This is a genomic window from Halosimplex rarum, from assembly GCF_047715405.1.
GTDB lineage: Archaea > Halobacteriota > Halobacteria > Halobacteriales > Haloarculaceae > Halosimplex > Halosimplex rarum.
On record NZ_CP180412.1, the window covers coordinates 471,566 to 498,149 of the forward strand.

At 68.7% G+C, this 26,584-nt stretch carries 23 protein-coding genes and 1 pseudogene; 12 read left to right on the top strand and 12 right to left on the bottom strand.

Annotated elements, in window-relative coordinates:
- Positions 1-16: 16 nt before the first annotated feature.
- Positions 17-355: a hypothetical protein gene (locus tag ACMGFH_RS02255; RefSeq protein WP_415381148.1), complete on the top strand. Its 339-nt coding sequence runs from the start codon at positions 17-19 to the stop codon at positions 353-355.
- A gap of 61 nt (positions 356-416) precedes the next feature.
- Here the strand turns inward: ACMGFH_RS02255 and ACMGFH_RS02260 are convergent, their stop codons facing one another.
- Entirely contained in the window at positions 417-1,217 is an 801-nt protein-coding gene (locus ACMGFH_RS02260) for an HpcH/HpaI aldolase family protein (RefSeq protein ID WP_415381149.1), read from the bottom strand.
- Positions 1,218-1,335: 118 nt separating this feature from the next.
- Here ACMGFH_RS02260 and ACMGFH_RS02265 point away from each other — a divergent pair, with 118 nt between their 5' ends.
- Positions 1,336-1,902 carry a thioredoxin family protein gene (locus ACMGFH_RS02265; protein WP_415381150.1) on the top strand — a complete coding sequence of 189 codons (567 nt, stop codon included), beginning with the start codon at positions 1,336-1,338 and terminating at the stop codon, positions 1,900-1,902.
- A gap of 28 nt (positions 1,903-1,930) precedes the next feature.
- Here the strand turns inward: ACMGFH_RS02265 and ACMGFH_RS02270 are convergent, their stop codons facing one another.
- On the bottom strand, positions 1,931-3,160 hold the full coding sequence (locus ACMGFH_RS02270) for a sialidase family protein (RefSeq protein WP_415381151.1): 1,230 nt from the start codon (positions 3,158-3,160) through the stop codon (positions 1,931-1,933).
- A gap of 83 nt (positions 3,161-3,243) precedes the next feature.
- Here ACMGFH_RS02270 and ACMGFH_RS02275 point away from each other — a divergent pair.
- Positions 3,244-3,894, top strand: a pseudogene (locus ACMGFH_RS02275) (SDR family NAD(P)-dependent oxidoreductase); the annotation flags it as partial.
- Between the two features lie 178 nt (positions 3,895-4,072).
- On the opposite strand, the gene gfo6 reads toward ACMGFH_RS02275, so the two are convergent.
- On the bottom strand, positions 4,073-5,143 hold the full coding sequence (gene gfo6 / locus ACMGFH_RS02280; RefSeq protein ID WP_415381152.1) for a D-xylose 1-dehydrogenase Gfo6: 1,071 nt from the start codon (positions 5,141-5,143) through the stop codon (positions 4,073-4,075).
- A 136-nt stretch (positions 5,144-5,279) separates the two neighbouring features.
- On the opposite strand from gfo6, the gene mvaD reads away from it, so the two are divergent.
- Entirely contained in the window at positions 5,280-6,257 is a 978-nt protein-coding gene (gene mvaD / locus ACMGFH_RS02285; protein ID WP_415381153.1) for a phosphomevalonate decarboxylase MvaD, read from the top strand.
- A 21-nt stretch (positions 6,258-6,278) separates the two neighbouring features.
- On the opposite strand, the gene ACMGFH_RS02290 is transcribed toward mvaD, so the two are convergent.
- Together ACMGFH_RS02290 and ACMGFH_RS02295 are read right to left on the bottom strand one after the other, a co-directional pair.
- Positions 6,279-7,187, bottom strand: coding sequence for a universal stress protein (locus ACMGFH_RS02290; RefSeq protein WP_415381154.1), 909 nt, complete (start codon positions 7,185-7,187; stop codon positions 6,279-6,281).
- A 45-nt stretch (positions 7,188-7,232) separates the two neighbouring features.
- Positions 7,233-8,126 carry a universal stress protein gene (locus tag ACMGFH_RS02295; RefSeq protein ID WP_415381155.1) on the bottom strand — a complete coding sequence of 298 codons (894 nt, stop codon included), beginning with the start codon at positions 8,124-8,126 and terminating at the stop codon, positions 7,233-7,235.
- 117 nt (positions 8,127-8,243) lie between these two features.
- Here ACMGFH_RS02295 and ACMGFH_RS02300 point away from each other — a divergent pair, with 117 nt between their 5' ends.
- The 4 genes from ACMGFH_RS02300 to ACMGFH_RS02315 all read left to right on the top strand — a co-directional run bounded on the left by ACMGFH_RS02300 (position 8,244) and on the right by ACMGFH_RS02315 (position 10,983).
- The gene (locus ACMGFH_RS02300) at positions 8,244-8,951 is read left to right on the top strand and encodes a class I SAM-dependent methyltransferase (RefSeq protein WP_415381156.1); all 708 of its coding nucleotides are present in this window, start codon (positions 8,244-8,246) and stop codon (positions 8,949-8,951) included.
- Between the two features lie 123 nt (positions 8,952-9,074).
- Positions 9,075-10,283, top strand: a complete 1,209-nt coding sequence (locus ACMGFH_RS02305) for an NAD(P)/FAD-dependent oxidoreductase (RefSeq protein WP_415381157.1) — start codon at positions 9,075-9,077, stop codon at positions 10,281-10,283.
- A 72-nt stretch (positions 10,284-10,355) separates the two neighbouring features.
- Positions 10,356-10,592, top strand: coding sequence for a hypothetical protein (locus tag ACMGFH_RS02310; RefSeq protein ID WP_415381158.1), 237 nt, complete (start codon positions 10,356-10,358; stop codon positions 10,590-10,592).
- Positions 10,582-10,983: a PIN domain-containing protein gene (locus tag ACMGFH_RS02315; protein ID WP_415381159.1), complete on the top strand. Its 402-nt coding sequence runs from the start codon at positions 10,582-10,584 to the stop codon at positions 10,981-10,983. Before ACMGFH_RS02310 ends, ACMGFH_RS02315 begins: the two co-directional genes overlap by 11 nt.
- A 6-nt stretch (positions 10,984-10,989) precedes the next feature.
- On the opposite strand, the gene ACMGFH_RS02320 is transcribed toward ACMGFH_RS02315, so the two are convergent.
- Together ACMGFH_RS02320 and ACMGFH_RS02325 are read right to left on the bottom strand one after the other, a co-directional pair.
- Positions 10,990-12,066 (bottom strand): chemotaxis protein CheW, encoded by a 1,077-nt coding sequence (locus ACMGFH_RS02320; protein ID WP_415381160.1) that lies wholly within the window; start codon positions 12,064-12,066, stop codon positions 10,990-10,992.
- Positions 12,063-12,962: a ParA family protein gene (locus tag ACMGFH_RS02325; protein WP_415381161.1), complete on the bottom strand. Its 900-nt coding sequence runs from the start codon at positions 12,960-12,962 to the stop codon at positions 12,063-12,065. The genes ACMGFH_RS02320 and ACMGFH_RS02325 overlap by 4 nt, the downstream gene beginning before the upstream one ends.
- A gap of 226 nt (positions 12,963-13,188) precedes the next feature.
- Here ACMGFH_RS02325 and ACMGFH_RS02330 point away from each other — a divergent pair, with 226 nt between their 5' ends.
- Positions 13,189-13,701: a FlaD/FlaE family flagellar protein gene (locus ACMGFH_RS02330; RefSeq protein WP_415381162.1), complete on the top strand. Its 513-nt coding sequence runs from the start codon at positions 13,189-13,191 to the stop codon at positions 13,699-13,701.
- 74 nt (positions 13,702-13,775) lie between these two features.
- Here ACMGFH_RS02330 and ACMGFH_RS02335 read toward each other — a convergent pair whose 3' ends face one another.
- Both ACMGFH_RS02335 and ACMGFH_RS02340 read right to left on the bottom strand, forming a co-directional pair.
- Complete coding sequence (locus ACMGFH_RS02335) at positions 13,776-14,558, bottom strand: TrmB family transcriptional regulator (protein ID WP_415381163.1); 783 nt, start codon at positions 14,556-14,558, stop codon at positions 13,776-13,778.
- Positions 14,555-18,442, bottom strand: a complete 3,888-nt coding sequence (locus ACMGFH_RS02340) for an MMPL family transporter (RefSeq protein WP_415381164.1) — start codon at positions 18,440-18,442, stop codon at positions 14,555-14,557. The genes ACMGFH_RS02335 and ACMGFH_RS02340 overlap by 4 nt, the downstream gene beginning before the upstream one ends.
- 254 nt (positions 18,443-18,696) lie before the next feature.
- Here ACMGFH_RS02340 and ACMGFH_RS02345 point away from each other — a divergent pair, with 254 nt between their 5' ends.
- Positions 18,697-19,731: a hypothetical protein gene (locus tag ACMGFH_RS02345; RefSeq protein ID WP_415381165.1), complete on the top strand. Its 1,035-nt coding sequence runs from the start codon at positions 18,697-18,699 to the stop codon at positions 19,729-19,731.
- Between the two features lie 16 nt (positions 19,732-19,747).
- Here the strand turns inward: ACMGFH_RS02345 and ACMGFH_RS02350 are convergent, their stop codons facing one another.
- Positions 19,748-19,906, bottom strand: coding sequence for a hypothetical protein (locus tag ACMGFH_RS02350; RefSeq protein ID WP_415381166.1), 159 nt, complete (start codon positions 19,904-19,906; stop codon positions 19,748-19,750).
- Positions 19,907-20,445: 539 nt separating this feature from the next.
- On the opposite strand from ACMGFH_RS02350, the gene ACMGFH_RS02355 reads away from it, so the two are divergent.
- Positions 20,446-22,428 (top strand): right-handed parallel beta-helix repeat-containing protein, encoded by a 1,983-nt coding sequence (locus ACMGFH_RS02355; protein ID WP_415381167.1) that lies wholly within the window; start codon positions 20,446-20,448, stop codon positions 22,426-22,428.
- Positions 22,429-22,566: 138 nt separating this feature from the next.
- On the opposite strand, the gene ACMGFH_RS02360 is transcribed toward ACMGFH_RS02355, so the two are convergent.
- Positions 22,567-23,751 carry a glycosyltransferase family 4 protein gene (locus ACMGFH_RS02360; protein WP_415381168.1) on the bottom strand — a complete coding sequence of 395 codons (1,185 nt, stop codon included), beginning with the start codon at positions 23,749-23,751 and terminating at the stop codon, positions 22,567-22,569.
- A 170-nt stretch (positions 23,752-23,921) separates the two neighbouring features.
- Here ACMGFH_RS02360 and ACMGFH_RS02365 point away from each other — a divergent pair, with 170 nt between their 5' ends.
- Complete coding sequence (locus ACMGFH_RS02365; protein WP_415381169.1) at positions 23,922-25,358, top strand: hypothetical protein; 1,437 nt, start codon at positions 23,922-23,924, stop codon at positions 25,356-25,358.
- A gap of 23 nt (positions 25,359-25,381) precedes the next feature.
- Here the strand turns inward: ACMGFH_RS02365 and ACMGFH_RS02370 are convergent, their stop codons facing one another.
- Entirely contained in the window at positions 25,382-26,329 is a 948-nt protein-coding gene (locus ACMGFH_RS02370; RefSeq protein WP_415381170.1) for a hypothetical protein, read from the bottom strand.
- Between the last annotated feature and the right edge of the window lie 255 nt (positions 26,330-26,584).

A 26,584-nucleotide genomic window follows, 5' to 3' on the forward strand; every position in this document is an offset into this window, starting at 1 on the left:
CACATAGGCCGTCAGTATGCTCGACACCGACCCCTCTGACGACGCGGGGGACGACGCCGGCGCCTGGGCCTTCGTCGCCGACAGCGACGGGGCCGCGAAACTGTTCGGGACCCTGGTCGACCTCGACGCGGACGACGCCTACACCCGCTCGGAACTCGCCGAGCGCTCGGGCGTCCCGCTGAAGACGCTGTACCTGAACGACCTTATCGCGGCGTTCGTCGACCGCGGCGTGCTCGAAACCGAGGTCGCGCCGTCCGACGACGAGGGCGAACCGCGGTATCGCGTGGTCCCCGACTCGGACCTCCTGGCGGCCGCCGCCGCGTTCGAAGACGCCTATCGATCACAGACGGACTGATCGGCAGGTCCAGTCCCCTCCGCTCTCGGGCCGCACCCGTGCCGCCCAGCCGCGACCGTCGCTACTCGGTCGACCGCGCCCCCTCGAACCCGTCGAGCCAGCCGGTGACCGCGGGCTTGAGCGCCCCCGTCGTGCTCCCGACGTGGAGGATCTGGTAGCCGTTCTCGGCCTTCTCGTTGACGTCGTCCATCCCGAAACCGAGGCCGCCCAGCGCGACGTCGGCGTCCACGGCCGTCGAGCGAATCCGCTCGATTCCCTCGCGGACCTCGTCGTGGTCGAGTTCGCCGGGGTGGCCGAGCGACACCGAGAGGTCGAGCGGACCGGCGAAGACGAAGTCGAGTTCCGGGACGGCGACGATATCGTCGATGGCGTCGACTGCCTCTCGGTTCTCGACGGTCACGCCGAAGAACACCTCCTCGTCCTCCGTGGCGACGTAGTCCTCGGCCAGGCCCCAGCGACGCGCTCGCGGGCTCGCCATGCCGCGGTCCCCCGGTTCGCCGTCGTACTCGAAGCGGGCCGCCCGCGCCGCCCGTTCGACTTCCTCGGCGTCCTGCACGCGCGAGAGGAAGACGTTCCTGACACCGGCGTCCAGCGTCTTCCTGACGAGCGCGGGCTCGGTGGTCGGGACCCGGGCGAGGATCTCCGTGCCCGTCCCCTCTGCGGCACGGAGCAGTTCCTCGAGCGCGCTCGCGTCCCACGGACTGGGGCCGCCGTGTTCGAGGTCGATCCAGACGAAGTCGACGCCGAGTTCCCCGTAGAATTCCACGAGCGTCGGGCTGTACGTGTTGTCGAGGACGCCCAGCGCGACTTCGCCGGCCTCGACTCGGTCCTTGACCGCGTTGGTTCGGTGGTCGTCGACCATGCGGAGCCAAGGGCCGTCACGCCCCTAAGGGTGATGCCGGCATCGGCCGGAGGCCGGTCGGGAGAGGGGCCGTTCCACCCAAAACGTCATTCTTCAGCCCTGCGTAGCACCGCCCGTCATGGTCGCACTCGACTCCGAGGAGGACGCGCTCGACCGCGGCGACGCCGCACCGGCCTTCAAACTACCCGGCGTCGACGGGGAGACCCACGCGCTCGACGACTTCGCCGACAACGAGGCGCTGCTGCTCGTATTTACGTGCAACCACTGCCCGTACGCCCAGGCGAAGTTCGACGAGCTGAACGCGCTCGCCGACGAGTATGACGACGTCGCCGTCGTCGGGATCAACCCCAACGACGCCGAGGAGTACCCAGAAGACTCCGTCGAGAAGATGCAGGAGTACGTCGAGCGCGGGGAGGTCCAGTACGACGCCTACCTGCGCGACGAGAGCCAGGAGGTCGCCGCCTCCTACGGCGCGACGTGTACGCCCGACCCGTTCCTCTTCGAGGAGGCCGACGGCGAGTTCCGTCTCGTCTACCACGGTCGGCTGGACGACGCGCTCAATCCCGACGACGAACCGACCGAGCGGGAGATGAAAGACATCGTCGACCGCCTGCTCGCCGGCGAGGATATCGAAGACGAGTTCCAGCCGAGCCGCGGCTGTTCGATCAAGTGGAAAGACGAGTAGGTCGCAAGCAGCGGTAGCGCTTCGCCTCTCAGGGCAGATCGAGCGGCGCGGACGCGTAGCGGATCTCACAGCGCCCATCGGCGACGTGCGTCGAGGTCATCTGGAGCAGTTCCTCGCCGTCGGCCGACGGGAGTAGCGGCGTCGTCCAGGCGACTGTTCCGTGGCCAGCGTCGAACTCGTCGTCGAAGGCCAGCGGCGCGGTGACCGGTTCCCAGTCGTCGAAGTCCTCGAAGTCGGTCGTCGCGAGGAGCGTCCGCCCGCTGCCGGGCGCCTGTTCGCCGTCGCCGGTCCGCAGCGTCTTCGCGGACGCCACGACCGCGCCGTCCGCACGGTCCGCTTCGTCGGCCCCTTCGGACCCAATATCGGGTACCCACGTGACGTACGGCCCGTTCGTGAGCTGGTGGCCCTCGACGGTCTCGACCGGTGACCCGAGGTCCTCGGGGTCCCCCCAGTCCAGTCCGTCCGGCGAGGTCTTGACGAAGACGCCGCCCTCGTACGTCGGGCCGACGACCTCGAACGTCAACACGTAGCGGCCGTCCGGGAGTCGCGTGACGACGGGCATCCCCGGCCGGTCCTCGCCGTTGGGGACGACCGCGTCGAACACCTCGTCCTCCCACGTCTGTCCCCCGTCGAGCGACCGCCGGTGGCCGACGAGCTGGTTGTATCCCTCGCCGTCGTGGCGTTCGTCGGCGAAGTAGCAGACGAGTTCGCGGTCGGCGTCGAGCGCGAACTCCGGCTCCCACACCGGCGTCTCCTCGGCCTGGGGAGCGGCGCGGCCGCCCTCGGCGACCGTGCTGACGTAGGACCACGAGTGGCCGCCGTCCTCGCTGGCGTACACGTCGATTTTGGTCTGCGAGCGGTCGTCGGGGATCGAGTTCCCGGCGGCCAGCACCGTGCCCGCCTCCCACGGCCCGACGGCCTCGGGCAGTTCGAACAGGACCGGCTGGTAGCGCAGGCCCCAGCCGTTCTCGGTGTCGCGGATCGCCGAGAACGGTTCCCACGTCTCGCCGCCGTCGGCACTCCGGTAGATCGGGAAGTAGGGCTGGTCTTCCGGGACCACGGTCGTGTCGTCCAGTTCGTCGGCGAACGGGTCGGCGCAGTCGGGATCCGCGCTCGCGTAGTGCTCGAACGTCGCGAGCAGGACCTCCCCGTCGGCGTCGTCGTGCAGTAACCGCTCGACGCGGGGGTACATGGCTCCCGCGCCCGGTGCGTCCGCTGGAGGCGCGTACAGCACGCGTCCCTCACCTGATCGGGTCATACCGACTCGTCCGCGGCCAGCCACATAGATCCGGGGGATCCGGAGCGGAAAGCTACAAAGGGGTCGGTACCACGAATCGACGTCTGGGAACTGCGAACTACGATTTCTCGGACGAGACAGTCATCGTGACGGGCGGGACCTCCGGCATCGACCGCGAGGGCGCCCGCGAGTTCTGAGACGGCGTCGACGTGATGGTCAACAACGCCGGCATCTACCGCGACGCCGCGCTCACCGAGACCGACGCCGACGAGTTCGACCAGGTGATGGCCATCAACGTCCGCGGCGTCTTCGCCGGCTGTCGCGCCGCCGCGCGCGACATGCTCGACCGCGACGAGCCCGGGTCCATCGTCAACACGACCTCTATCAGCTCCGAGTACGCCCAGCTCGGCCACACGATGTACGACGCCTCGAAGGGCGCGGTCATGATGATCACCCGCGTCGCCGCGCTCGAACTCGCGCGCCACGACATCCGCGTCAACGCCGTCGCGCCGGGGATCATCCGCACCACCTTCGGCCAGGGCAACCCCGACGTCGACGAGGGACTCGGCGACGGCTTCCTGCTCGACGACACCGACCTGCCGGACCTGCGCGACCAGGATATCGAGCCGACCGTTCCCATGGGCCGGATGGCGACCCCCGACGAGGTCGCCGGCGCGTACCTCTTCCTCGCCTCCGACGACGCCTCGTACGTCAACGGCCACCTCCTCTACGTCGACGGCGGCTATCAGATCGTCTGCCCATCTTTTTCGCTCGGGGGTTTCCTCGCGCGCCTGCGGCGCGCTGCGGGAACCCCCGAGCCAAAGACATGGGTGAAAAAGGCCGAGCGCTCACTTCGTTCGCGCTCGGAGGAACCGGCGCCTTCGGCGCCGGATGCGCAGTGATCCGTTCAGTAGTCCGTCACCGCTTTTCCGCTCACAGGTCGAGTTCGACGCGTCGCCCCTCTTCGGCGGATTCGTAGAAGGCGCGGATGACGCGCATGTCGACCATGCCGTGTTCGCCGTCGGGTTCGGGGTCGAGCCCGCGCTGGAGACGGTTGGCGAAGTAGTCGAACTCCTCGCGCATCTGGTCGACCGGTTCCGGCCGGTACTCGCCCTCGATGCCCGGTCCGGAGACCCGGAGCACCTTCCGGGTGTTCGGGAAGAACAGCCCCTCGATGCTCAGTTCGCCCTCGGTGCCGACGAACCGGAGGCTCGAAGCCAGTGACGCGCTGTGGGTGACCGTACACGAGGCGAGCTTCCCGTCGGGGAACTCCAGCTGGAACGCCCCGTGCTCGTCGGTGCCCTCGTAGGCCGGCTGCTCGGACTCCGCACGGGCGTACACCGCCTGCGGGTCCTCCCCCAGGATGAACCGGATCGTGTTCAGCGGGTAGATCCCGATGTCGTTGAGCGTCGTCCCGCCGGAAAGGTCAGGATCGAACCGCCAGCTCGTCTCGTCGACGGCGTCGAGGATGTTGTCCGACATGTGCCCGGTTATCGAGACGACGTCGCCGATGGCGCCGTCCTGAATCAGTTCTCGGGCGCGGCGTGCCACCGGTTCGGTCTGGAGCCGGTAGGCGACCATCAGCGGCACGTCCGCCTCCCGGCAGGCGTCGACGGTCGCCTGTGCGTCCTCGACGGTCGCCTCCAGGGGCTTCTCGCAGAGGACGGCCTTGTCGTGCGCGGCCGCGGATTCGACGTTGTCGCGGTGGAGTCCGTTGGGCGTGCAGACGTACACCGCGTCGTAGGCGTCGGTCGCCGCGCCGTCGGCGTACTCGTCGTAGGTGAGCGTTCCCTCGATCCCCTCCATGTCGGCCGCGACGTCCTCGGCCTTCTCCGTACTCGAACTGACCAGAACCGTCGTCGTGCAGTGATCGGCGCCTTCGACGGCGGGGATTGATAGCTCCCGCGTCCACCACCCGAGTCCGACCATGGCGAACCGGATCGGATCTGCGTCCGTCGGCTCCTCCCAGTCGCGAGCACTGAAGCTGTCGAGATCGATCTCCATGAGCGAGAGTTCGCCGCGCACCACAGATAATCTTCACGCAAGAGGAACAACGGCTGCGACGCATTCGGGAACCACGGAACGCCGTCCGACGGACCGGAGCCACAACAGCAAAGTGGAGACCCGCGGAGTTGCGGGTATGAAGGCGACCGCGAAGGCCCACCCGATCCAGGGACTCGTGAAATATCACGGGATGCGCGACGAGGAACTGCGACTCCCGTACCACGACTCGATCAGTCTCTGCACCGCGCCGAGCCACACGAAGACCACCGCGGAGTTCGACCCCGACCGCGACGAGGACGAGTACGTCGTCGACGGCGATCACGTCGAGGGGAGCGGTGCTGCCCGCATCCGTAAAGTCGTCGACGAGGTCCGCGACCGCGCCGGCATCGACCACCGCGTCCGCTTCGTCTCCGAGAACTCATTCCCGACGAACATCGGCTTCGGCTCGTCAGCGTCCGGATTCGCAGCGGCGGCGATGGCGCTGACCGAGGCCGCGGGGCTGGACCTCTCGCGGCCCGAGGTCTCGGCGATCGCTCGCCGCGGGTCCGCCTCGGCAGCCCGCGCGGTCACGGGCGCGTACTCGCACCTGCGCACCGGCGCGGACGACGTGGACTGCCGCTCCGAACGCATCGACGTGGCCGACGAACTGGAGGACGACGTCCGTATCGTCGCGGGGATGGTCCCGAGTTACAAGGAGACCGACTCCGCCCACGCGGAGGCCGCCGAGAGCCACATGTTCGAGGGGCGGATGGCCCACATCCACGGCCAGATCGCGAAGATGCGTGGGGAACTCCGCGCGGGCGACTTCGACGCGGCCTTCGAGCGCGCGGAACACGACTCCCTGTCGCTCGCCGCGACGACGATGACCGGCCCCGCCGGCTGGGTGTACTGGCAACCGCGCACCATCGAGATTTTCAACGCCGTCCGCGAGCTCCGCGAGGAGGGCGTCCCCGTCTACTTCTCCGTCGACACCGGCGCCAGCACCTACGTCAACACGACCGCCGAGCACGTCGACCGCGTCGAGGAGGTCGTCGCCGACTGCGGCGTCGACACCCGCGTCTGGGAAGTCGGCGGCCCCGCACAGATCCTCGACGAGAGCGAAGCGCTGTTCTGATCTGCCGGGTACCGGGCGCGCTCACTCCGGGTTCTCGTGGCGGACGGACAGCACGGGGGCGCTCGCGTGGCGCATCATGCGCTCGGTCGTGCTGCCGAGGAGGACGCGGTCCAGGCCCGTTCGCCCGTGGGTGCCCATCGTCACGAAGTCGATCGACTCCGTGTCGACGTACTCGACCAGGGCCGATCCGGGCGACCCTTCGACGACCTGGGTGGTCGCGTCGAGGCCCGCGTCGTGCGCCCGTTCGGCGATCCCCTCCGTCGCGTCCTCGCCGCTGGAGACGAGCGGTTCCAGGAGGTCGCCGGTCGCGACGCCGCCACCCCCGCCGGCCATCGTGGTGTCGGCGCCGCCGGCCAGGGCCATCGTGTCGATGACGTAGACCGCGTGGACGGTCGCGTCGAACGCGTCCGCGACGGCGATCCCGTGGTCGACGGCCACCTCGGCCGCGGGGCTGCCGTCGGTCGGAATCAACACGTCGTCGTACTCGGTGGACAGCGAGCCGTCGACGTCCCGGACGGTCACCACCGGAACCGGCGACTCGCGGACGACTTGGGCGCTGGTGCTACCGGTCACGACCCGGTCGAGGCCCGTCCGGCCGTGGGTCCCCATCGCGACGAGGTCGACGCCCTCCTCGGCGGCGTAGTCCACGATGGCGTCAGCGGGGTCGCCGTCGACGACGGCGGTCTCGACCGGCCGGTCACCAACCGCGTCGACGACCGAATCGACCGCCGCTTCGGCGTCGGCTTCCAGCCGACCGACGAACTCGTCGTCGACCCCGCCCACGTCGAACGGGCCCGCTTCACCCTCGACGTCGACGACGCCGAGGACGTGGACAGTCGCGTCGAAGGCGTCGGCCAGCGCCAGCGCGTGGTCGGCGGCCAGTTCGGCCGTGTCGCTGCCGTCCGTCGGCACGAGGATGGACTCGTACATACACTCGATTGGGCGCCCGGCCGTTTCAATGACAGGCCGTCAGAGTCACTCCGCCGGTCGGTCGGCGTCGGGACGAGCGGCCAGCACGGGCACGGGAGACCGACGGACGAGGCGTTCGGTCGTGCTCCCCAGGAGCACCCTGTCCAGACCGGTCCGGCCGTGAGTGCCCATCGCGACGAGGTCTATCGACGCCTCGTCGATGTAGTCGAGCAGTTCCGTCGACGGGAACCCGTGTTCGACCGCGGTGACCGCCTCGATGCCCGCGTCGCGGACCCGTTCGGCGATCGCTTCGGTCGCCGCCTCGCCGGCTTCGGTCATGCGATCGATCTGGGCCGTGGGCGGTTCGAGTCCCGAGCCGGCCGTCGCTGCGCTGATGTCGACGACGTGGAACGCGTGCACCGTCGCGTCGAACGCCTCTGCGATGGCCAGTGCGTCGTCGACGGCGGCCTCGGCCGCCGTGCTGCCGTCGGTCGGAACCAGCACGTCGTCGTAGTCGGTCACGGGGTCGGCGTCGGTGTTCCGCGCGGTGAGCACGGGGACCGTCGCGTGGCGGAGGACGTGTTGCGTGACGCTCCCGGCGAGGAGCCGAGCGAGCCCGCGGCGCCCGCGCGTTCCCATGGCGACAGCGTCGACGGCGTGGTCGTCGGCGTAGTCGAGGATCGCCTTCGCCGGATCGCCGCGGACGACGTCCGTCTCGACGGAGACGCCCTCGGCCAGCTCGGCGGTCTCCTCGACGGCTGCCCGGCTCTCGGCCACGATCCGCTCGACGAACTCCCTGTCGACGCCGCCGGCGTTGAACGGTCCGGCCGCTCGTTCCACGTCGGCGACGCCGAGCACGCGGACGGTCGCGTCGAACGCGTCGGCGAGCGCCACCGCGTGGTGGGCCGCCCGTTCGGCGTGTGTGCTGCCGTCGGTCGGGACGAGGATCGTCTGGTACATATCTGAAAGTTCTCGGGGGCCGTATTTGAAACCAACCGGGAATCCCAGGACCGTGGGACTCCCGCACGGTCGTTCCTGTCAGATATCGTTATCACATCTCGCGTGGTAGGACGTCGCATGCCGATCGACGAGCCGACGCGGGAGGCCTACGAGATCATGGCCGAGGAGAACCCCGACTGGAGCGACGAACCGCATCGGCGCCACCTCGAATGGCCGGCGACGCGGTCGCTGCTGCCTGACCTCGACGGTCTACGACTGCTCGAAGCCGGCTGTGGCATCGGCGATTACACCGAGTATTTCGTCGAGGGAGGCGCGGAGGTGGTCGCCGTCGACGCCACGGAGCCGGCGGTCGAGCGAGTCCGCGAGCGGTACGCGGACGACCCGGTGGAGGTCCACCACGCGGACCTCACCGAGCCGATGTCGTTCCTCGACGACGGATCCGTGGACCTGGTGGTCAGCCAGCTCGTGCTCGAACACATCCCAGACTGGCGGCCGGTATTCGCCGAATTCGCCCGCGTGCTGCGCTCCGACGGGCAGTTCGTCTTCTCGACCGGCAACCCCGTCTCCGGCTGGAACGGTCCCGACGACGCCGAGGCGTACTTCGAGACGGAGCAGCTCACCCAGGACTGGGGAGCGATGCAGCCGCGCAACTATCGGCGACCGCTAGCTGCGCACCTCAACCCGCTGGCGGAGGCCGGGTTCACGATCGAGCGATTCCTCGAACCGACGCCCGACCCCGCCTATCGCGAAGTCGACCCGGAGAAGTACGAGCGCCTCACCGCCCTGCCCCGGTGGGAGTGCGTCCGCGCCCGCCTGATCGAGTAGCGGCCCTGAGCTGGGGCAGTCGCGCCGACACCGTGGCGAGCGGACGCCATCGCGACCGCGTCGGTGGCCGACCGCGACGGGAGCCGTCAGTGGGCTTTTCTCGATTGCGGCCGCAGGTCCGCCATGCGCGTCGCCGTCTTCGGCGCCGGATACGCCGGCCTGACTCTCGCCCGCGAACTCGAATCGGCACTCCCCGAGGAAGTCGACCTGATCGTCGTCGACGAGGACGCCGCGCACCTCGTCCAGCACGAACTCCACCGCGTCGTGCGTCGTCCGGACCTCGCCGAGGAAATCGTCGTCGACCTCGACGACGTGCTCGACCGGGCGACCGTCCGCGAGGCGACCGTCATCGACGTCGACACGGCGGCCGGGGTGGCGACGCTCGACGACGGGAGCGACCGGTCGCGTCTCGATTACGACGTGGGCGCGGTCTGTCTCGGTGCCGAGACCAACTACTACGACCTCCCCGGCGTCGAGGCCCACGGAACGCCGCTCAAGCGGATCGCCGACGCCGAGCGCGTTCGTGCGGATTTCTTCGACGCCGTCGAATCTGTCGGCCCCGACGATCCCCCTCGGGTCGTCGTCGGCGGCGCCGGCCTCTCGGGTGTTCAGGTCGCGGGCGAACTCGCCGCGCTCGCGGACGACGAGGGCGTCGGCGCATCGACCGAAGTGGTCCTTCTCGAACGGGAAGCCAGCGTGGCGCCGCGGTTCCCCGAGAACTTCCAGCGAGCGGTCGCGGGCGAACTCGAAACCCGCGGCGTGCGCGTCGAGACCGACCGACGCGTCGCGAGCGCGGACGACGACGGGATCACCTTCGCCGACGGCGCGGCGATGGCCTACGACCAGTTCGTCTGGACGGGCGGGATCCGCGGGCCGGACGCGCTCGACGGCGAGCGACCGGTCGTCCGCAACACGCTCCGCTGCGAGGACGGCACGTTCGTCGTCGGCGACGCCGCGCGCGTGGTCGACACCGACGGCGAGGCCGTCCCCGCGAGCGCCCAGGCGGCTATCCGCGAGGCCCGCGTCGCGGCGGACAACATCAGCCGCCTCGTCGAACACGAGCGGGCGGGGGACGGCGGGTTCGAACCGCGACTCGACGGCTACCGCTTCGACTCGGTGGGCTGGCTCGTCAGCGTCGGCGACGGCGCCGTCGCGCAGGTCGGCCCCACGGTGGTGACCGGCCGCGCCGCGAAAGCGCTGAAAACCTCGGTCGGCGCGGGCTACCTCTCCAGCGTCGGCGCCGTCGAGAACGCGGTCGACCTCGTCAGGGAAGAAGTGGGATGGCCGGACGGCGACGAAGGCGATACGTCGGCAGACGAGGGCTCCCGCTAGTTCGGGGAGTGCGATAGATCGGACGTCCCGGCGGGAAACACTGAAACCAGTTCAGTGTGTATCGCGATACACATGGGGAAGACGATCCGGGTCGACGACTGGTTTCACGAATGGATCCGAGCGGAGAAGCGCAAAGACGAGACGATGCGGGAGGCGTTGGTCCGTCTCACCGGGGCACCAGCGCCGGACCCGGACGTAGTCTCGGGCATCATCTCCCGCGAGGACGGAGAGCGAATGAAAGCCAAGATCGAGGAGGCCGACGTGTCGAGCACGAGCGACGTCAGGTCGCGGATGGGCAATGATCCTTGATACGAACTATCTGATCGATCTATTCAGCGGTGTTCCGGGAGCTCACGAGAAAGCCGAGGAACTCCAGGAGAGACAAGTCGTCCAACGGATTCCAGCGACAGTTCTAGCGGAACTGGAGTACGGTGCAGAATGGCAACTCGACGAAGACGAGCGACGGAAGATTCGGAATCTCAGCCGGATGTATTCGATCACCGAACTGGACGAACCGATCGCGAGGAGAGCGGGGCGTCTCTACGCACGGGCCGAGAGAGAAACCAACGGAACGACTGGCGCAGATATGATCGATGCAACGGTCGCGGCAGTGGGTCAGATCGTCGACGAGCCGGTTCTAACAGCCGACGGTACCGACTTCGAGGATCTCGGAGTCTCCGTCGAAACGTTTCGAGAATAGCTGCCGTTACCCGGTCGCTTCGTCGAGGTCGAGTTCGGGCGTCGTCCAGATGACGAACTCGCCGTCGCGGTCGACGACGCCGTTGACGTGGTCCTGGTCGACCGGCGAGGGATTGACCTCGTCCTCGGTGATGGGCGTGACCTGGTTCACGTCGTCGACGACCCAGCCGACGGCGCCCTGGTCGTCGAATTCGTCGGGGTCGAAGACGACGATGAGGTCCTTGCTCCCCGCTTCGGGGATGTCGAGCAGAACCTTCGGGTCGAGGATCGTCGTGATCTGCCCGCGCAGGTCGACGACGCCCTCGACACAGTCGGCGGTGTTCGGCACCCGCGTCACCGTCTCGCGCTTGACGATCTCCTCGACGTACTCGATGTCGAGGCAGTACTGCTCGTCGCCGAGCGCGAACTCCAGGACGCGCGTCTCCTCGCCGGTCTGGGTCTCCGCCGCGTCGGCGCGGCCCGCGGCGCCGGGCGCGACCGGGTCCACGCTGCCGTCGTCGGCCTCGCCGTCTGCGCCGCCGCCGGTCCCGTCCGTCGAGGTCAGGCCCGCCTGCCGGGCCATCTCCTCGACGTCGACCTCCACGTCGCCGACGTCCGCGCCGGGGATGTGAATCGTCCCGCCCTGGTCCCCGTCGTCGAGTTCCGCGGCGGCTTCCGCCGCCGCAGCGGCCGCCGCGGCCGCTGATTCCGCGTCGTCGAACTCCTCGCCGTCGGACTCCGCGTCGGGTGCGGTCTCGTCGTCAGTCGGCGCGTCTTCGTCGTCGGCTGTCACCTCCTCGTCGCCCGCATCGGTATCGTCGCCCGAATCCGCGTCGTCACCGTCGGTCGCGTCGGTGGGCTCGTCGGCCCGCGTCTCTCCGTCGTCCGCGGCCTGCCCGTCGTCCGCGGTCCGAGCGTCCTCGTCGGACTTCGTCTCTTCCCCCGCGTCGCCGCCGTCGGGGGTCGGGTCCGCGGAAGCGTCGGCGTCGGCTCCGTCCGCGTCCGCCGGCTGGTCGTCGTTCGATGCGTCGTCCTGTGGCCGGGAACCCTCGCGCATCTCGCGGATGCGCCGGGCGCGGTCCATGCGTTCGTCGTCGTCAGTCATGCAGTTACCTCCGCGTAGCCGAACTGCCGGTCCAGGTCCTCCGCGATGTCGAGGAACACCTCCGTCATGTCGACCGAGGGGTCGTAGGCGAACAGCGACTGCCCCGCCGAGAACGCCCGCTGGAGCGCGACGCGCTTGCGGACCTCCCAGACCGGGTCGTCCGCGAAGACGGCCTCGAACCACTCCAGCATCGTCTCGTCCTCGCCCGTCGTCTCCACGCGGTTGGCGACCACGCCGAGCGTGTCGACGGTGATGTCGGTCTGGGTTTCCAGCGCCGTCATCTGGTCGATGAGGAGCTCGATGGCCCGCTCCGACGACGCCTCTGTCAGCGCGGGGACGAGGATGTTCCGGGTGGCGAAGATGCCCGTGTCGGTCAGCTTCCCGTAGAACGGCGGCGAGTCGACCACGATGTAATCGTAGTCGTCCTCTACCGCCGCGAGCGCCTCGTCGAGCGTGTCCAGAGCGTGCCCGCCCGTGACCGTGTCAGGGGTGACGTTCACCGCGAGCGACGACAGCGCCTCGGGGTCGATGTCGACGTCGCCGGCCGTCGCGCGAGCGACCAGGTCGGCGATGGTCAGCTCGCGCTCGGCCTGGAGCATGTCGATGTTGCTCGGGACCACGTCCATCTCGGGGTGGTCGACGATCAGGTCGCCGATCCGGTCGCGCTGGTCGCCGTCGGTCAGGACGTCGAACAGCGTCGGCGGCGCCGAGTCGAACTCCTCGAGCAGGCCGAGGCCCTCGGTCGCGTTGCCCTGCGGGTCGAGGTCGACGAACAGGACGTCGCGGCCGCGCTCGCTGAGCGCTCCGGCGACGTTGATCGCCACGGTCGTCTTGCCGGTCCCGCCCTTCGCGTTGGTCACGCAGATGCGCGCCGGTCCTGATCTGCTGGTCGCCACGTTGTCTCGCTCTCTGCCCTACCGGCTTATAAAAATACGCGCCGGGCTATCAGATGCTGAAATCGGGCGGGGGCGGAGCGGCGTCCCGGGACCGCGCGACGACGGCGGCCCGAGACCGGTCTCGGATTTCCGCCGCTCTCACGGCCCGATTCGGCGGAGACGGCGTCAGACGACCGTCTGACCGAGTGGAAGATTTAAGCCACCGGGTGAGAATACGGACAGTATCATGACGATTAACCCCCGAGACTACGACCTGAACGAGCTGCGGGAGATGGCCCGTAAACGAGGCGATGGCGAGGTCGACGGCCGGCGCGCGGACCCCGAGGACCCCGCCGATCCTGCGGAGATGGACTGGGGCCCCCTCGGCGAGGGCGACGACGTGAGCATGTCCGCGGGCGACTCCTTTCGGGCGGGGCTGTACCGCGAACTCCTGCCCCTGATCGGCGGGAGCGACGACCTCGAGAAGCCGTACCTTCACTCGATCCCGGACACGTACGCCGCGGAGTTCGTCGTCTTCGAGTGGCTTGAGTTCCTGCTGATGCACGCCGGCTACAAGGGCGCCGCCGACGCGCTGCACTACTACGAGTCCATCGACTGGATCACCGAGGACGTCGCGTCGCGGCTCAACGACTACCTGCTGGGTATCGACGAGAACGGATCGAACGACGGCGTCGACCTCGACGTCGACGACCACATGCTCAGCCTGGTCTACGTGGCCAAGCTGACGAACATGCAGTAACAGCGGAACGGGGACCCGGGATCGGACCGAGAAGAACCGTCCGGAAGAATCGCCGGTCGCGGGGGTGACCGGCGCTACAATTTCTCTTCGATGTCGTCGTCGAGATGGCTCCGGAGCAACTGGAGGAGCACCGTCGCGATGCCCGTGTCGGAGCTCCAGATCGCCGTCTCCGTCCGGACGCCGGGGAGTTCCTCGCCGCCGAGGACGCTGAGCAGGACCGTCTCGCCGTCGACCGCCAGCAGGCGCCCGGCGGCGTCGGCCGTCGGGTCGTCGGGGAACGGCGCGACCGTGACCGCCGAGTCGGCGAACTGCTCGGTGATCGCGGGATCGTCGCTGAACTCGCTACAGACCCACACGTCGACGTCCTCGGCGCGCTCGCGGAGCGCGGCCGCGACCTCGTCGTCCACGAGGTCCGGACCGCTGGCGTAGAGCACGTGCTCGCGCGCGTCGGCGAGGATCTGCCGGACGCGGGCGGAGACGTTGTCCTGGCCGTGGACCGTCCAGACGCCCTCCTGGTGCTCGTCCTTGTAGTCCTCGCCGCGGCGTGCGGTTTCGAGGTAGTCGAACGCCCGCGCCTGCTCGCGCTCGAAGCGCTCGGCGAGCGTCTCGCGGGCCTCGTCGAGGGGGACGGCCCGATACTGGATCGGGTTGGACTGCTGGACCTCGACGAGCCCCCGTTCCTCCAGGTTCTCGGCCGCGCCGTACACCTGCGACCGGGGCACGTCGGTCATCCGGTCCACGTCCCGGGCGGTACCGGTGCCGAGCCGCTCCAGCGCGACGAACACCTGCGCCTCGTACTTCGAGAGCCCGAGTCGCTGCAGCGCTTCGATCGCTGCGGACTCGTCTTCGTCGGTCATCGGTCGCCCTCCTCGCCGTCCACAGACGAGCGGTCCCCGACGGCCGACGGGTCCTCGCCGTTCGAGCGGGTTCGATCGTCTGCCCGCTCCGGTTCGGTCGCCGCCGCGTCCCCGTCGCTGGCCCGCTCGTCGAGCCACGCGTGACAGACGCGTTCGAACGCCGGCACGGAGATCTGTCCGGCTGCGAGGTGACTGCCCGCGTCCGCGAGGTCGCGGTCGGTCACCCGGTCGCCGGCGAGGACAGCCCCGGCGACGTCGGCCGTGACCGGCGCCGCGTCGGGACCCGCCACGGGGACCGCGTGGTCGGGCAGGAGCAACTCGCCGTCGAAGGTCACCGTCTCGCCGTCCGCGAGGCCCTCGGGGACGGTGAGCGAGTACTCGACTCGCGCCTCCGTCTCGGCGTCGAACTCCCAGAGGACGTAGACGCGCCCGTCCCTCGTCACCTGCTCTATCGGCTCTGGGGTCACCTCGTCGAGCGTGACCGTCCCGACCGAGGGGGCCTCGCGGAAGACGACCCGACCGGAGGCCGAGGGGAGCGTGACGGTCACGCGGGCGGTCCCACCGGGCCAGACCCGTTCGGGTGTCAGCGAGCGCGTCGCGAACGGCGTCGCGTCCCCGTTCGTCCCGGCGCTCGCCGCGGGCACGGCCGCCGCGTCGCTCGCGGTTGCGGCGGCCGATTCGCCGTTCGCCGCTGCCGCACCGGCCGCAGTCGCCGCTCCCGTCGCGGTGGCCGCACCGTCGTCGGTCCCGGCAGTCGATCCGGTTCCGTTCCCGACGTCGTCGACTCCAGCGGGTGCGTCCGTTCCCGAACCGCTCGCCTGTCCGTCGTCGGCGATCGGGTCTGCGCCGGGTCCGTCGCCGGACGAGCCGTCCGGTTCGAGCGCGCCGGCCGGGCCGACGTGGCGGGTCCAGACCGCCAGCAGGCTCGGGAGGACGAACACGCTCGCGAGGAACGCGTAGACGATGGTGAGCCCGGTGATGAACCCGAACTGCTGGAGCGGCGGCAGGATGGCGAACACGAGGACGCCGAACCCGCCGACGGTGGTCGCCGCGCTCCCCAGTAGCGCGCCGCCGGTCCCGGTGACGGCGGTGCGCATCGCGTCGCTGGCGTTCGCCTGCCGGTCGAGTTCGAGGCTGAACCGCTCGCTGATGTGGATGCTGTAGGCCACACCGAGCCCGATGGTCAGGCTCGTGATCATGCCCGTCAGGAGGTTGAAGGGGATGTCGAGCAGGAACATCGTCCCCAGGATCCACGAGACGTTGAACACGACCGGCAACAGCGTCACCAGCCCGAGCGTCGCGCTCCCCTCGGCGACCCGGTAGACCACCATCAGGAAGACGAACGAGACGACGAGCGTGATGATCAGGCTCTCGACGACCGTCGTCAGCAGGTCGTCCTGGACGATCTTGTCGACGATGGGGCGCCCGGTAGCGGTGACGGTCACGTCGCCGCCGGAGACGGCCGACTCGACGGCGTCCATCTGGGTCGTGACCGCCGACCCGGAGGCGCCGCCGTCCAGCGAGACGGTCAGTCGGAGCGCGCGGTAGTCGTCGCCCTCGCGGTGGACAACCTGCGCCGCCTCGTCCGGCGCCGCGTCGAACAGCGCGGCGTAGACCCCCTCGACGTTCCGGTCGGGGACGCCGTCGCCGTCGGTGTCCGCCGCCGCGAACGTGGCGTTGAACGAGTCGTTGGTCGCCGCAACGGAACGCATCACGGTGATCGGACTGCGCACGTCCGCCTCACCGTTCGAGAGTCTGACCGTCGCCGGTTTGTCGGCGGCCAGGCTCCCGGTCCGGTTCACCCGCTGGAGGGCGTCGGCGGTCGCCACGTCGCCCTCGAAGAGGAACTCGGCGGTCGAGTCCTCGCGGAGGAAGTTGTCGTTGACGTACTCGAAGGTCGCCCGCATCGAGTACTCGCCCGGCTGCATCTCCGCGGGCAGTTCGTCCATCCACTCCGGGGGCTCCTCGGCGATGAAGTCCTTCTGCTGGAAGGAGGTGTCGACCTGCGTGGCGCCGTAGGCGCCGCCCGCACTGATCAGCAGCGTGAGGACGATGACCGCCCAGGGCGCCCGCTCGGCGGCGCTCGCGCCGACCGAGAGGACGCGGCTGAACGCGCCGCCGCCAGTCCCGAACGCCCGCTTGCGGCGGTCGAACCCGAACCGTTCCAGCAACGCGTCGCCCTCGACCTTGAGCGCCGGGATCAGCGCGCCGAAGACGACCAGCGCGGCCGCGATACCGACCGCGCTCACGACCCCGAACTCGCGGATCGGCCCCACCGGGCTGGTGAGGTTCGAGAGGAAGCCGATGACCGTCGTCGCGGTCACGAGCACCAGCGCCGTGCCCACGCCGGCCAGCGCGGTCCGCATCGCGCCTGCGGCGGACCGGTCCTCGTCGTCGCCGTCGACGGGGCCTGTCCCACGCTCTTCTCTGTGCCGCATGAACACGTGTATCGCGTAGTCGATGGAGAGCCCGATCAGCAGGACCGGTATGGCGACGAACAGCTGGTTGAAGGCGATGTCCATCCAGCCCATGTATCCGAACGTCACCAGCAGCGTCAGCGCCAGTCCGACGACGCCCAGAACGATGTCGAGCAGGTCTCGGTAGGCGAACGTGAGCACGAGCAGGACGAAGACGGCCGCGAACGGTCCGACGACGAGGAGGCTGTCCTCCATCGACCGGTTGGTCTCGTCGGCGATGATGCCCGCGCCGAACACCATGGCGTCGTCACCGAGTTCCTCCTGGGCGAGCTGCTGGATAGCCGTCTGGGAGGTCTGGATCCGCTCGCCGGCCATCCCGCCCGCCACCGACGTTTCGGTCGTCTGCGTGAGGACGATCATCGTCGCGTCCGCCGAGGTCGACCCCGGCTCGTAGCCCGTCGGCATCAGCGCGAAGGCCTGTGCGCCGCTGCCCTCGCTCAGGACCCGGCCGACCGTCGACTCGACGGCCGACGCGTTCATCGATTCGACCCGGTCGATCTGATCGGCGAGCGGCGGCATCGACCCGTTCTCGAATCGCTGCTGGAGGCGCTCCTGGTCGCGCTGGAGCGAGGCCGCGCGCTCCTGTAGGGCGCGAGCGTCCGGTGCCAGCACGCCTTCGATACCAGCGTACACCTGCCCGAACCGCTGCTGGATCTGCCCGGCGCGCTCGCGGTAGGTCGACTCGTTGATCTCCCCCTGCGCGTAGGAGGCGTTCAGCGACGCCAGTTCCGCCTGGTGCGTCCGGGCCTGGGAGGTCAGATCAGCGAACGTCGCGGTCTGGTTGGCCGACAGGCCGCTCGTGGCCCGCTCGCGCATGGCGGTGAGGTTCCGTTCGATCGCCGCGGACCGCTGGCGGTAGGTCGCGTCGTCGACCTCGCCGCGCGCGTACGAGCGGTTGAGTTCGACGTACTGCTGCTGGAGCCCGCGCGTCCGGTTGAGCGCGTCGCTCAGTCGCGCGCCGGTCTCGTTCAGCCGCTGGCGGTCCGCTCGGAGCGCGCGCCCGCGCTCGGTCAGTTCGGCGGCCTGCTCCTCGCGGATCGCCGCCGTCGCGACGACGTTGGCGACGCCGACCGGCGGCTGATCGTCAGCGAGCGTCCCGTTGATCGAGCGGTCTTCGAGTACCGTACGCTCGAATCGCAGTTGCTCCAGGAGCGACGCCCGCGTGAGGACGTCGTCGCCGCGGACGATCACCTGGGCCGACGTCGTGTTCGCGCCCGTCCCGAAGTTCGAGTCGACGTAGTCCAGTTTCTCGGCCTCCGTCGAGTCGGTCTGGAACTGCGAGAGCGACGACGAGTCCTCGACCTGCGCGGCGCCGACGCCCACGGCCCCGATCACCAGAAGCAACGCGACGATCACCAGCCGCCTGTGGTCCACGATGCCGTCGGCGACGTCTCCGATCCCGACCATCAACGATCCCTCCGTCCGGCAGCGATACTGTGTTCTCTCATCACGACAACTCTGTTGTTAGAATCCTACTAACGGATCTACTTAACCGTGCCGAAAGGGGGTCGCATCTCGCAGCTGTAGACGGTGATACGGACGAGGACGCTCGTGTCCCCTAATTTCCGGGCCTCCGACGCGTAATTTCCGTGTGCTCGGACGTTCGCAGAAACGATAATGCACGGGGTACATTTATCCGGGGAGACGCGAAAGCCCGGAGCATGAGCGACGACGAGCCGGTTCCGATCGGCGTGAAACTCGGCAGCACGCGAACGGTCCTGGCCTACCCCGACGACGACGGCGAGATACAGACGCTCCGGACGTTGACCTGTCTGGCGACGTACGAGGACGCACTGACTGGTGAAGAGCGGGTCCTCTACGGCGAGGAAGCCGCCCGCGAGTACCCCGACGAGGTCCAGTTCATGCTCCGCTCGGGCCTCCCCGAGGACGAGGACCGCGCGGAGCTCACGAAGACGTTCTTCGAGGAAGTGATCGACGCCAACGACGTCCCCGAGAACAGCGGCGTCGTCTACGCCATCCCGACCATCGACAACCCCGAGGGGTTGGCGAACCTGGAAGAAGTGATCGAGGAGTCGTCGATCGGGCAGGCGCTGGTCGAGAGCTACCCCGAATCGCTCTGTGGCGCCATCCCGGCTCGCGGCGACGACCTGGAGGCCATCGAGGAGATCTTCGTCGCCGTCAACATGGGGTCGACGAACCTCGAAGCGTCGGGCTACCGCCGGGGCGAACAGCTCGCGCCCTTCACGACCGGCGCGGTCACCGGCAACGAGGTCGACCGGATGATCGCCAACTACGTCGAGGAAGAGACCCAGGGGCGGGTCAACATCGACACCCAGACCGCCCGGGAGTACAAGGAGGAGCACGCCGACTTCGACGACTTCGAGTCGTTCACCGACATCATCCAGCAGCCCGGCGGCGGTTCCCACGAGTTCACCATCGAACGTAGCGTCATGGACGCCTGCAACGAGTACCTCGACGACGCCGTCGAGGAGTTCTGCAACACGTTCCTGCCGGAACTCGCCAACGACTACATGAAAGTGTACCAGCTCGCGCTCGACAACCGCATCGTCCTCACCGGCGGGATGGCCTGCATCCCCGGTATCGTCGAGGAGTTCGAGCGCCGCGTCAGCGAGGAACTCGACCGCGAGGTCGAGGCGGTCGCCGCGGGACGGCCGGACATCTCCCCGTCCCTCGGCGCCCAGCGCATCGCCGGTCGCCTCGTCGACTCGCTGTGAAGCCGGCCGGCGGGAGTTACGCTCCGGCCCAGCAGCCGACCCAGTCCACGAACGCTTCTGTGGCCGCGCCGACTCCGTCCGCCCGGTAGCCGTTCTCCGTCCCTGCCGCGCGTTCCGTCGCCGCCTTCCCTTCGAACCGGAGTTCCGACGGCAGTTCGATCGTCAATCGAGCCATTGACACCCTGTTACCGAACGCTCCTTGTAAAACACCGTCAGACGGGCGTCTGTCGGGAGTTCTCTGCGTCGTGACCGTCGGATGGCTCATCATACCGGCTGGTTTCTCGCGGTAAGTCTCCCTTATCGCGCCGCTCGGGCGCTGTTCTTTCGGTGAGTCGAGACGCCCCCGTCCACTGTCGCACGCAGTCCGTCGTCCCGAACGTCCCCTGCCGTTCCCGTCTCCGTGGCGGCCTGAGAGGGTATCGAGAATAGCCGACGAGTGGCACCGCCGGGCCGGTTCATCGGCGGTAATCGGGCGGTAATCGGGCGGTAATCGGGCGGTAATCAGGTCTTACCGGGCGTGGCGCGTCGGTAGGTGCATTCTACTGACCGGTAGGAACCCGCACGTAACCGTCGTCCAACCGGCACCCAAATACCACATATGGTAGAGTTATCGCGAAAGAACCCTCTTGAGCGGTAAGTCCATCGTACCTGTCGATGGCTGGCTCAGACGCACCAGACGACTCCGACGCGACGGACGGTAAGGAGTCCATTCGAATGAATAGACGGAGACTACTGAAGGCGGTCGGCGGGATCGCTGCGGTGTCGAGCGTCTCGCACCTGACGGCCCGCTCCGCGAGCGCGACGGAGACGTACGACTTCTCGACGACGGTCGACCTGGCAGACCACGCGGATCCGGGCGACCGGATCGACAGCGTCCTCTCCGACCTCGCCGGCAACAACACGCTGATCGAGGTCCCCGACGGCACCTACCAGTGCGGCAGCGTCGACTTCGGCAGCGTGGAGAACTTCGGGATCGCCGCGAAGGACGGGGCCACACCGACGTTCGTGGCTCCGGACTCGCTCGGCGGTCGGTGGTTCAACTTCGACGGTCGCAACGTCCTGCTTGACGGGATCACCTTCGACCACAACGGCCACCCCCGCGGGACCATCAACCTCCACATGACCGGGCCGTTCGTGTGCCGCGACGTCCACCACGTCGGCGAAGTGATGGCCAGCGCGTTCCGCCTCGCCTGCACCGACAGCGACGCGACCGGCCTGCTACAGGACTGCACGGCCGTCGACGGCGCCGTCCAGGGCGAGCGCGGCCGCGGCGCGTTCGTACCGTCGGGCAACAGCGGCGAAGTGGTCATCGACGGCTGCCACTTCGAGAACATGACGGACAACTGTATCTACTGCTCCCCGTCGAACGGGCCCGTCCGCGTTCTCAACTGCTTCTTCAAGAACAACAACATCTCGAACGTCCGCGTCAGCATGCCCGCGACGGTCCGGAACGTCGTCGTGGTCAACGACTCGCTCGCTCGGACCCACGGCGGCGGCCGCAATCAGCGCGGGATATGGCTGCGCGACCGCGGTAGCGGGAGCGTCACGGTCGAGAACTGCGACGTCACGCACACGAGCGACGACGACTCCCACCCCATCCTCGTCGAGGGCGGGGACGGCGACGTCACCGAGTGCCGCGTCCGCAACGACACGTACGCGGCCGCCGTGAACCCGGGCGGCACCTACTCGGGGTCCGGCATCCACGTCTCCGGCGGCGGCGACCTCTCGGCACCGTCCGAGTGGGTCGCGTGTTCCGCGGACGGCTGCGACGAACCGCGGACGACCGCGCCCGAGGTCGACCGGACGACCGACGAGCAGACCACCACGACGGAGACGGATTCGGGAAACGAGACCGGCGGTAGCACAGACCTGCCGAACGTCGTCACGGTCCGCGGCGCCAGCGAGCCCGCCGAGTACCAGTTCACCGTCAGCGGCGGCCTCGAACCCAACACCGACGGCGCCGGCATCAACAGCTACGACACGATCGACGGTTCGACCGCGACCGGCCGCGTCTGGAGCGGCGAGGACAGCTACGTCTTCGGCGGCGAGATCACCGACTTCTCGCTGAGCGGCGCCGCCACCGTCCTCGTCAACGGCGAGGAGGTCGATCCCGCCGACCTCGGTGCGCCCGACCTGCCGAACGTGGTCTCGATCCGCGGCGCCAGCGAGCCCGCCGAGTACCAGTTCACCGTCAGCGGCGGCCTCGAACCCAACACCGACGGCGCCGGCATCAACGACTACGACACGATCGACGGTTCGACCGCGACCGGCCGCGTCTGGGGCGGCGAGGACAGCTACGTCTTCGGCGGCGAGATCACCGACTTCTCGCTGAACGGCGCCGCGACCGTCCTCGTCAACGGCGAGGAGGTCGACCCGAGTCAGTTCGGGGCCGGCTCCCCGCCGTCGGTCGACCGCTACGACGTCGTCGAGGCCGGATCGAAAAACGACGACGCGAACATCATCGCCACGTGGGCGGTCTCGGACGAGGACGGCGACCTCTCGACCGTCACCGTGGACGTCCTGGACGACGGCGGGACCGTCGTCGATTCCAAGACGACGACCGTCAGCGGCGACGCCGAGTACAGCGTCGACTACTTCGCGATCCCGGACGTGCCGGACCAGACCTTCGACGTCCAGCTGACCGCCGTCGACGCCGAGGGGAACGAGACCTCGGCGTCCGCGACCGTTCAGGAATAGCGCGAACGTTTTCTGGTTCTCCCTGCGGACCCGCCGAACGGCGGTCGTCGGGGCCCGACGAGCGGTCGCCACCGAACTCGGGACTCCCGAAGACGGCGCCGCCACGCCCGGCTCCGCCGCGCGCGAGCGGTGCTGGAGTCACTCCGGCATCGGCGAGACGTCCGGTGCCGGTCGCGCCCGCGTCTGTCCGTCCCGTTCTATCCCTCGGTCCGCTTCGACCACCCGCTCGCAGAACGACGCGAGCGTCTCCGCCTGTCGCTCCCAGGCGAACCGCTCCGCCACCTCGCGGCCTTCCCGACCGAGCCGTTCGCGGAGCGTCGGATCGGCCAACAGTCGCTCCAGGTTCGCGCGGATCCGCTCGATCGAGTGCGGCGGGGACAGGAGCGCCGACTCCTCGTGAGTCGCGTACTCCGGGACGCCGCCGACGTTCGTCGTGACCACCGGCGTCCCACAGGCCATCGCCTCGATGTTCCCCATTCCGAGCCCCTCGTAGTGGGAAGGGAGACAGTAGACGTCCGCGGCCGTGTAGTACCCGGGCAGCGCCTCCTCGGGGACGACGCCCTCGAACACGACGGCGTCGGCGATGCCCAGCGAGTCGGCGATCTCCCGCGCCCGTTCGTAGTCGCCGCGACCCACGACGTGGAGCGTCGCGTCGTCGGCGAGCGGCCCGAACGCCCGCAGCAGGTCGAAGATGCCCTTCGGTTCCGTGACGCGACCGACGTACAGCACCGCTGGCTCGTCGTGTTCGAACTCCGGTTCGACGTCCGGGTGATACTCGTCGACGTCGACGCCGGGGTAGACCACTTCGTCGACCGAGATGCCGAACTCGTGGCGGATCCGGATCGCGGTGTGGTGGCTGTTCACCAGCGTGTACTCGGCGTCAGAGAACCGATTTCGCGTCTTCACGCCGAGGCCGATGTTCGGGCAGCCGTGGAACTCGTAGGCGGTCGGCGTCTCCGTGGCGTTGGACAGGAGCACGTCGTCGAACCACTGGGACGTGAGCAGCAGGTCGACGTTCCTGTCGATGTGGTCGAGGTAGCCGTCCCGACGGGCGGCGTAGAACATGAGGAGCTTCGACACGTTCTGCCTGTTCAGGGGCGTCACCTTCGACACCGCCGTCCGGATCGCCTCCTCGTGGCCCGGTATCGGGATCTGAACGACGTCGACGGCCGACTCCCGCAGCTTCGGAACCGGGTCGCACTCTCTCGTGTAGAGGGTGACGTCGAAGGTGTCTGCCAGTTCGATCGCCATCTCGCGGACGAAGACGGCGATCCCACCCGATTCACGTTCGCCTGCGCTCTCGTGGTAGAACCCGATTCTCATCGGTCCGGATTTCCACGCAAACCGGTATTGTTAGTTACACCTTTCGGCCGTCGAACAGCCCGTATAACGGGTTTATCGGACTAATTCGCCCGCTCCGGTTCGAGAGCAGCGGATCCGCGAGCCCCGTACGCTCACCATAACTAACGGTACGGACAGGGATGATCCCTCGTGTGTCCCGCGAGAGTGGCAACAGGTCGAACCGGCGTACCTTCCTCCAGACGGTTCTGTGCTCCGCGGGAGCGGCGCTGGCAGGCTGTTCGCTCGACGATTCAGACGGCGACAGCGAACCGACGCCGAGCGCTGAACCCGCGTCCCAGCCCACCGGCACCCCCAGACCGGGGTCGGGCGAGTCGACGCCGACCACTAGCGAGCCGACGGCGACGCCCGAACCCGTCCACCCGCTGGCCGAGGAGTACGACCTCGCGATGGACGTCGTCGAGGCGGGGGTGGACCCGAACGGCGAGGTCCCCGTCCGCGAGGGACTCCCCGACCTGGGGCCGGACACGTTGCTGTTCTTCCCCGAGGGGCGGTACCTCGTGGACGGCGGCTGGGACCTCTCGTCGTTCGACCGGCTGGCGCTGATCGGCGACGGCGCGACGCTCGTCCCCCCGGACGGGTACCGCGGCACCATGTTCTACTTCGCCGAGGAGCGCGAGACGAGCGCCGTCCACATCGAGGGTATCACCTTCGACTTCAAGACCGAGGATACGGGACCGCGGCCGATGAACGTCCGGGCCACGGACGAACTGTACGTCGGCGACGTCGCCGTCGAGGGATCGACGCGAGGCGTCCGGTTCGACGTGACCGACCCGGACGGCCGCGGTGAGATCAGACGGCTGCAACTGACCGACGGGGGACTCCCGGGCGTCAACGCTGTCGGCTGCCTCGTCAGTCCGAAAAACCGCGGCGAGCTGGTGTTCGGCGACTGCCGGATCGCGGGGTTCCCGAACAACGGTCTCTACGCGTCGTCGTCGAACGGCCCCGTCACCGTCGACGGCGGGCGATACACGAACAACGGGATCGCGAACGTCCGCGTGAGCGGCCCGAGCACCGTCCAGGACGTCGCGGTGACCTGCGACCGCGCGCCGGAGGGATTCCTCAACATGCGCGGCATCTGGCTCCGCGGCGGTCGGTGTACGATCACGGGCTGCGAGGTGGAGATGAAGACGCTGACATACAGCGACGGTGCCGTCGTGGGCGTCTGGCGCGGCGACCTCCGCGACAGCCGGATCCGGGTCGACACCGACGACGTCTCCGCGATATCGGTCAAGCCCGGCGACGAGACCGGCCGCATCGAATCCGACGCGGGAGAGGGGATCAACTGCAGCGACGTCACCATCGAGGGATCGGCGTCAGGGGCGTCGGCGGTGCTCGTCACCGACTACGAGTCGTGCAGCTTCGAAGACGTCTCGATCCACCAGAACGGGGCCGAGCGGGACGGCCTCTACCTGATCCGCTCCGACGACGCCGTCGTCAAGAACTCGGTCATCGACGTCACCGGACGACCCATCCGAACGGAGGACTCGTCGGTCGAGCGGATCAACGTTCAAACGACGACGACGACGATGACACCCACCCCGGAGTCGACGCCCGAGTCCTCGTCGTGACTGGGTCGCGAAAAATCGAGTTTTCAGGCCTTGTAACCGAGATTCTGTAGCCGGTCCTCGATGACGTCGTCCGAAAGCTCGTCCCGGCCGGCCGCGACGGGCTCGTCCGACCGGATCGTCCGGCGGTCGCCGACCGAGACGACCTGCCAGGGGATCTCTATCAGCTGTGGCGCGTACAACCCGCGAGGGTGCCCGTAGCCGCGGACCGGGATCGGCCACAGGCGGTCCCCGACGAGGTTGCCGTGGTCGGTCGTGACGACGGTCTTCCCGTCGAGGTCGGCGTCCAGCGACCGGACGGCCTCGAGGACGATGTCGAGGTTCTCCCGGTAGGCCCGCCACACGAGGTCGCGGTCGAGATCGCCGTACCGGAGCTTGTCCCAGACGTCCAGGCTGTCGCTTCGCTCCTCGTCGTCCATGTGCAGGTCGATCCCCGGTTCGTCGAGCCGGCGCCCCGTCTCGCCGAGAAACGGGAAGTGCGGCTGCATGAAGTGGACGAGCAGTCGCTTGTCCGGGAACCGCTGGTGGGCTTCCCTGGCGGCGGCGGCCATCTCGGCGGGCCGGACGGTCCCGACCTCCGGGTCCCACGCGTCGTCGAGGAGGTTCCGGCGGTGGTGGAACACGCCCTCAGAGAGCCGGTACGCGTGGGGGTTCGCCGTGACGTAGACGGTGTCGTGGAACTGCCGTCCGGCGAAGTTGGCTTCGAGGAACTCCCAGCTGTCGCTGCCCGCGGACCGGCGGCGGTCGACGGGGCGGTCGAACGACGTGTGCTCGCGGTACATGTCGTACCGGCACCCGTCGAGGATGAGCAGGTTGTCCCAGTCCTCGGCCATCACGTCGACCCCCGACCCCTGCCGGCGGCGGTGGTAGGCCTTGTTCAGTTCGCACCCGACCCGGTTCACCTCTCCGAGCAGGAGTCCGGGGTCGTCCGCGAGTCGTCTGAGGTTCTCGGTGTTGTATCTACTGGGTAGCATCGTTCCACGCTCCGGTTGTCGCGTCTCTCATTACCGGTGGCATCGGATCAGCCGGCCATTGTTATACTGCGCCTTCGCTGCGGGAAGACGGCACATTTCCAGACTCGGATTTCGAGACGCGGGAGCGGAAGGAAGACCGAAGCGGAAGAGAGGCGAGAGCGGAAGGTGAAGGGAGCGGAAGCGAGACTGGAGCGGAAGGGAAGTGGGAGCGGAAAGGGGAACCTCGCTCCGGCGTTCCGGAGCGACCGGCCGACT

Bases quoted from the DNA above. Each gene is read 5' to 3' on its own strand.
- gfo6 (WP_415381152.1), bottom strand. From the start codon at position 5,143: ATGGAGATCGATCTCGACAGCTTCAGTGCTCGCGACTGGGAGGAGCCG.
- ACMGFH_RS02345 (WP_415381165.1), top strand. From the start codon at position 18,697: ATGAGCGACGACGAGCCGGTTCCGATCGGCGTGAAACTCGGCAGCACG.
- ACMGFH_RS02310 (WP_415381158.1), top strand. From the start codon at position 10,356: ATGGGGAAGACGATCCGGGTCGACGACTGGTTTCACGAATGGATCCGA.
- ACMGFH_RS02270 (WP_415381151.1), bottom strand. From the start codon at position 3,160: ATGACCCGATCAGGTGAGGGACGCGTGCTGTACGCGCCTCCAGCGGAC.
- ACMGFH_RS02330 (WP_415381162.1), top strand. From the start codon at position 13,189: ATGACGATTAACCCCCGAGACTACGACCTGAACGAGCTGCGGGAGATG.
- ACMGFH_RS02370 (WP_415381170.1), bottom strand. From the start codon at position 26,329: ATGCTACCCAGTAGATACAACACCGAGAACCTCAGACGACTCGCGGAC.
- ACMGFH_RS02350 (WP_415381166.1), bottom strand. From the start codon at position 19,906: ATGGCTCGATTGACGATCGAACTGCCGTCGGAACTCCGGTTCGAAGGG.
- ACMGFH_RS02340 (WP_415381164.1), bottom strand. From the start codon at position 18,442: ATGGTCGGGATCGGAGACGTCGCCGACGGCATCGTGGACCACAGGCGG.
- ACMGFH_RS02260 (WP_415381149.1), bottom strand. From the start codon at position 1,217: ATGGTCGACGACCACCGAACCAACGCGGTCAAGGACCGAGTCGAGGCC.
- ACMGFH_RS02290 (WP_415381154.1), bottom strand. From the start codon at position 7,187: ATGTACGAGTCCATCCTCGTGCCGACGGACGGCAGCGACACGGCCGAA.
- ACMGFH_RS02265 (WP_415381150.1), top strand. From the start codon at position 1,336: ATGGTCGCACTCGACTCCGAGGAGGACGCGCTCGACCGCGGCGACGCC.
- ACMGFH_RS02335 (WP_415381163.1), bottom strand. From the start codon at position 14,558: ATGACCGACGAAGACGAGTCCGCAGCGATCGAAGCGCTGCAGCGACTC.
- ACMGFH_RS02320 (WP_415381160.1), bottom strand. From the start codon at position 12,066: ATGACTGACGACGACGAACGCATGGACCGCGCCCGGCGCATCCGCGAG.
- ACMGFH_RS02315 (WP_415381159.1), top strand. From the start codon at position 10,582: ATGATCCTTGATACGAACTATCTGATCGATCTATTCAGCGGTGTTCCG.
- ACMGFH_RS02360 (WP_415381168.1), bottom strand. From the start codon at position 23,751: ATGAGAATCGGGTTCTACCACGAGAGCGCAGGCGAACGTGAATCGGGT.
- ACMGFH_RS02255 (WP_415381148.1), top strand. From the start codon at position 17: ATGCTCGACACCGACCCCTCTGACGACGCGGGGGACGACGCCGGCGCC.
- ACMGFH_RS02305 (WP_415381157.1), top strand. From the start codon at position 9,075: ATGCGCGTCGCCGTCTTCGGCGCCGGATACGCCGGCCTGACTCTCGCC.
- ACMGFH_RS02295 (WP_415381155.1), bottom strand. From the start codon at position 8,126: ATGTACCAGACGATCCTCGTCCCGACCGACGGCAGCACACACGCCGAA.
- mvaD (WP_415381153.1), top strand. From the start codon at position 5,280: ATGAAGGCGACCGCGAAGGCCCACCCGATCCAGGGACTCGTGAAATAT.
- ACMGFH_RS02355 (WP_415381167.1), top strand. From the start codon at position 20,446: ATGAATAGACGGAGACTACTGAAGGCGGTCGGCGGGATCGCTGCGGTG.
- ACMGFH_RS02300 (WP_415381156.1), top strand. From the start codon at position 8,244: ATGCCGATCGACGAGCCGACGCGGGAGGCCTACGAGATCATGGCCGAG.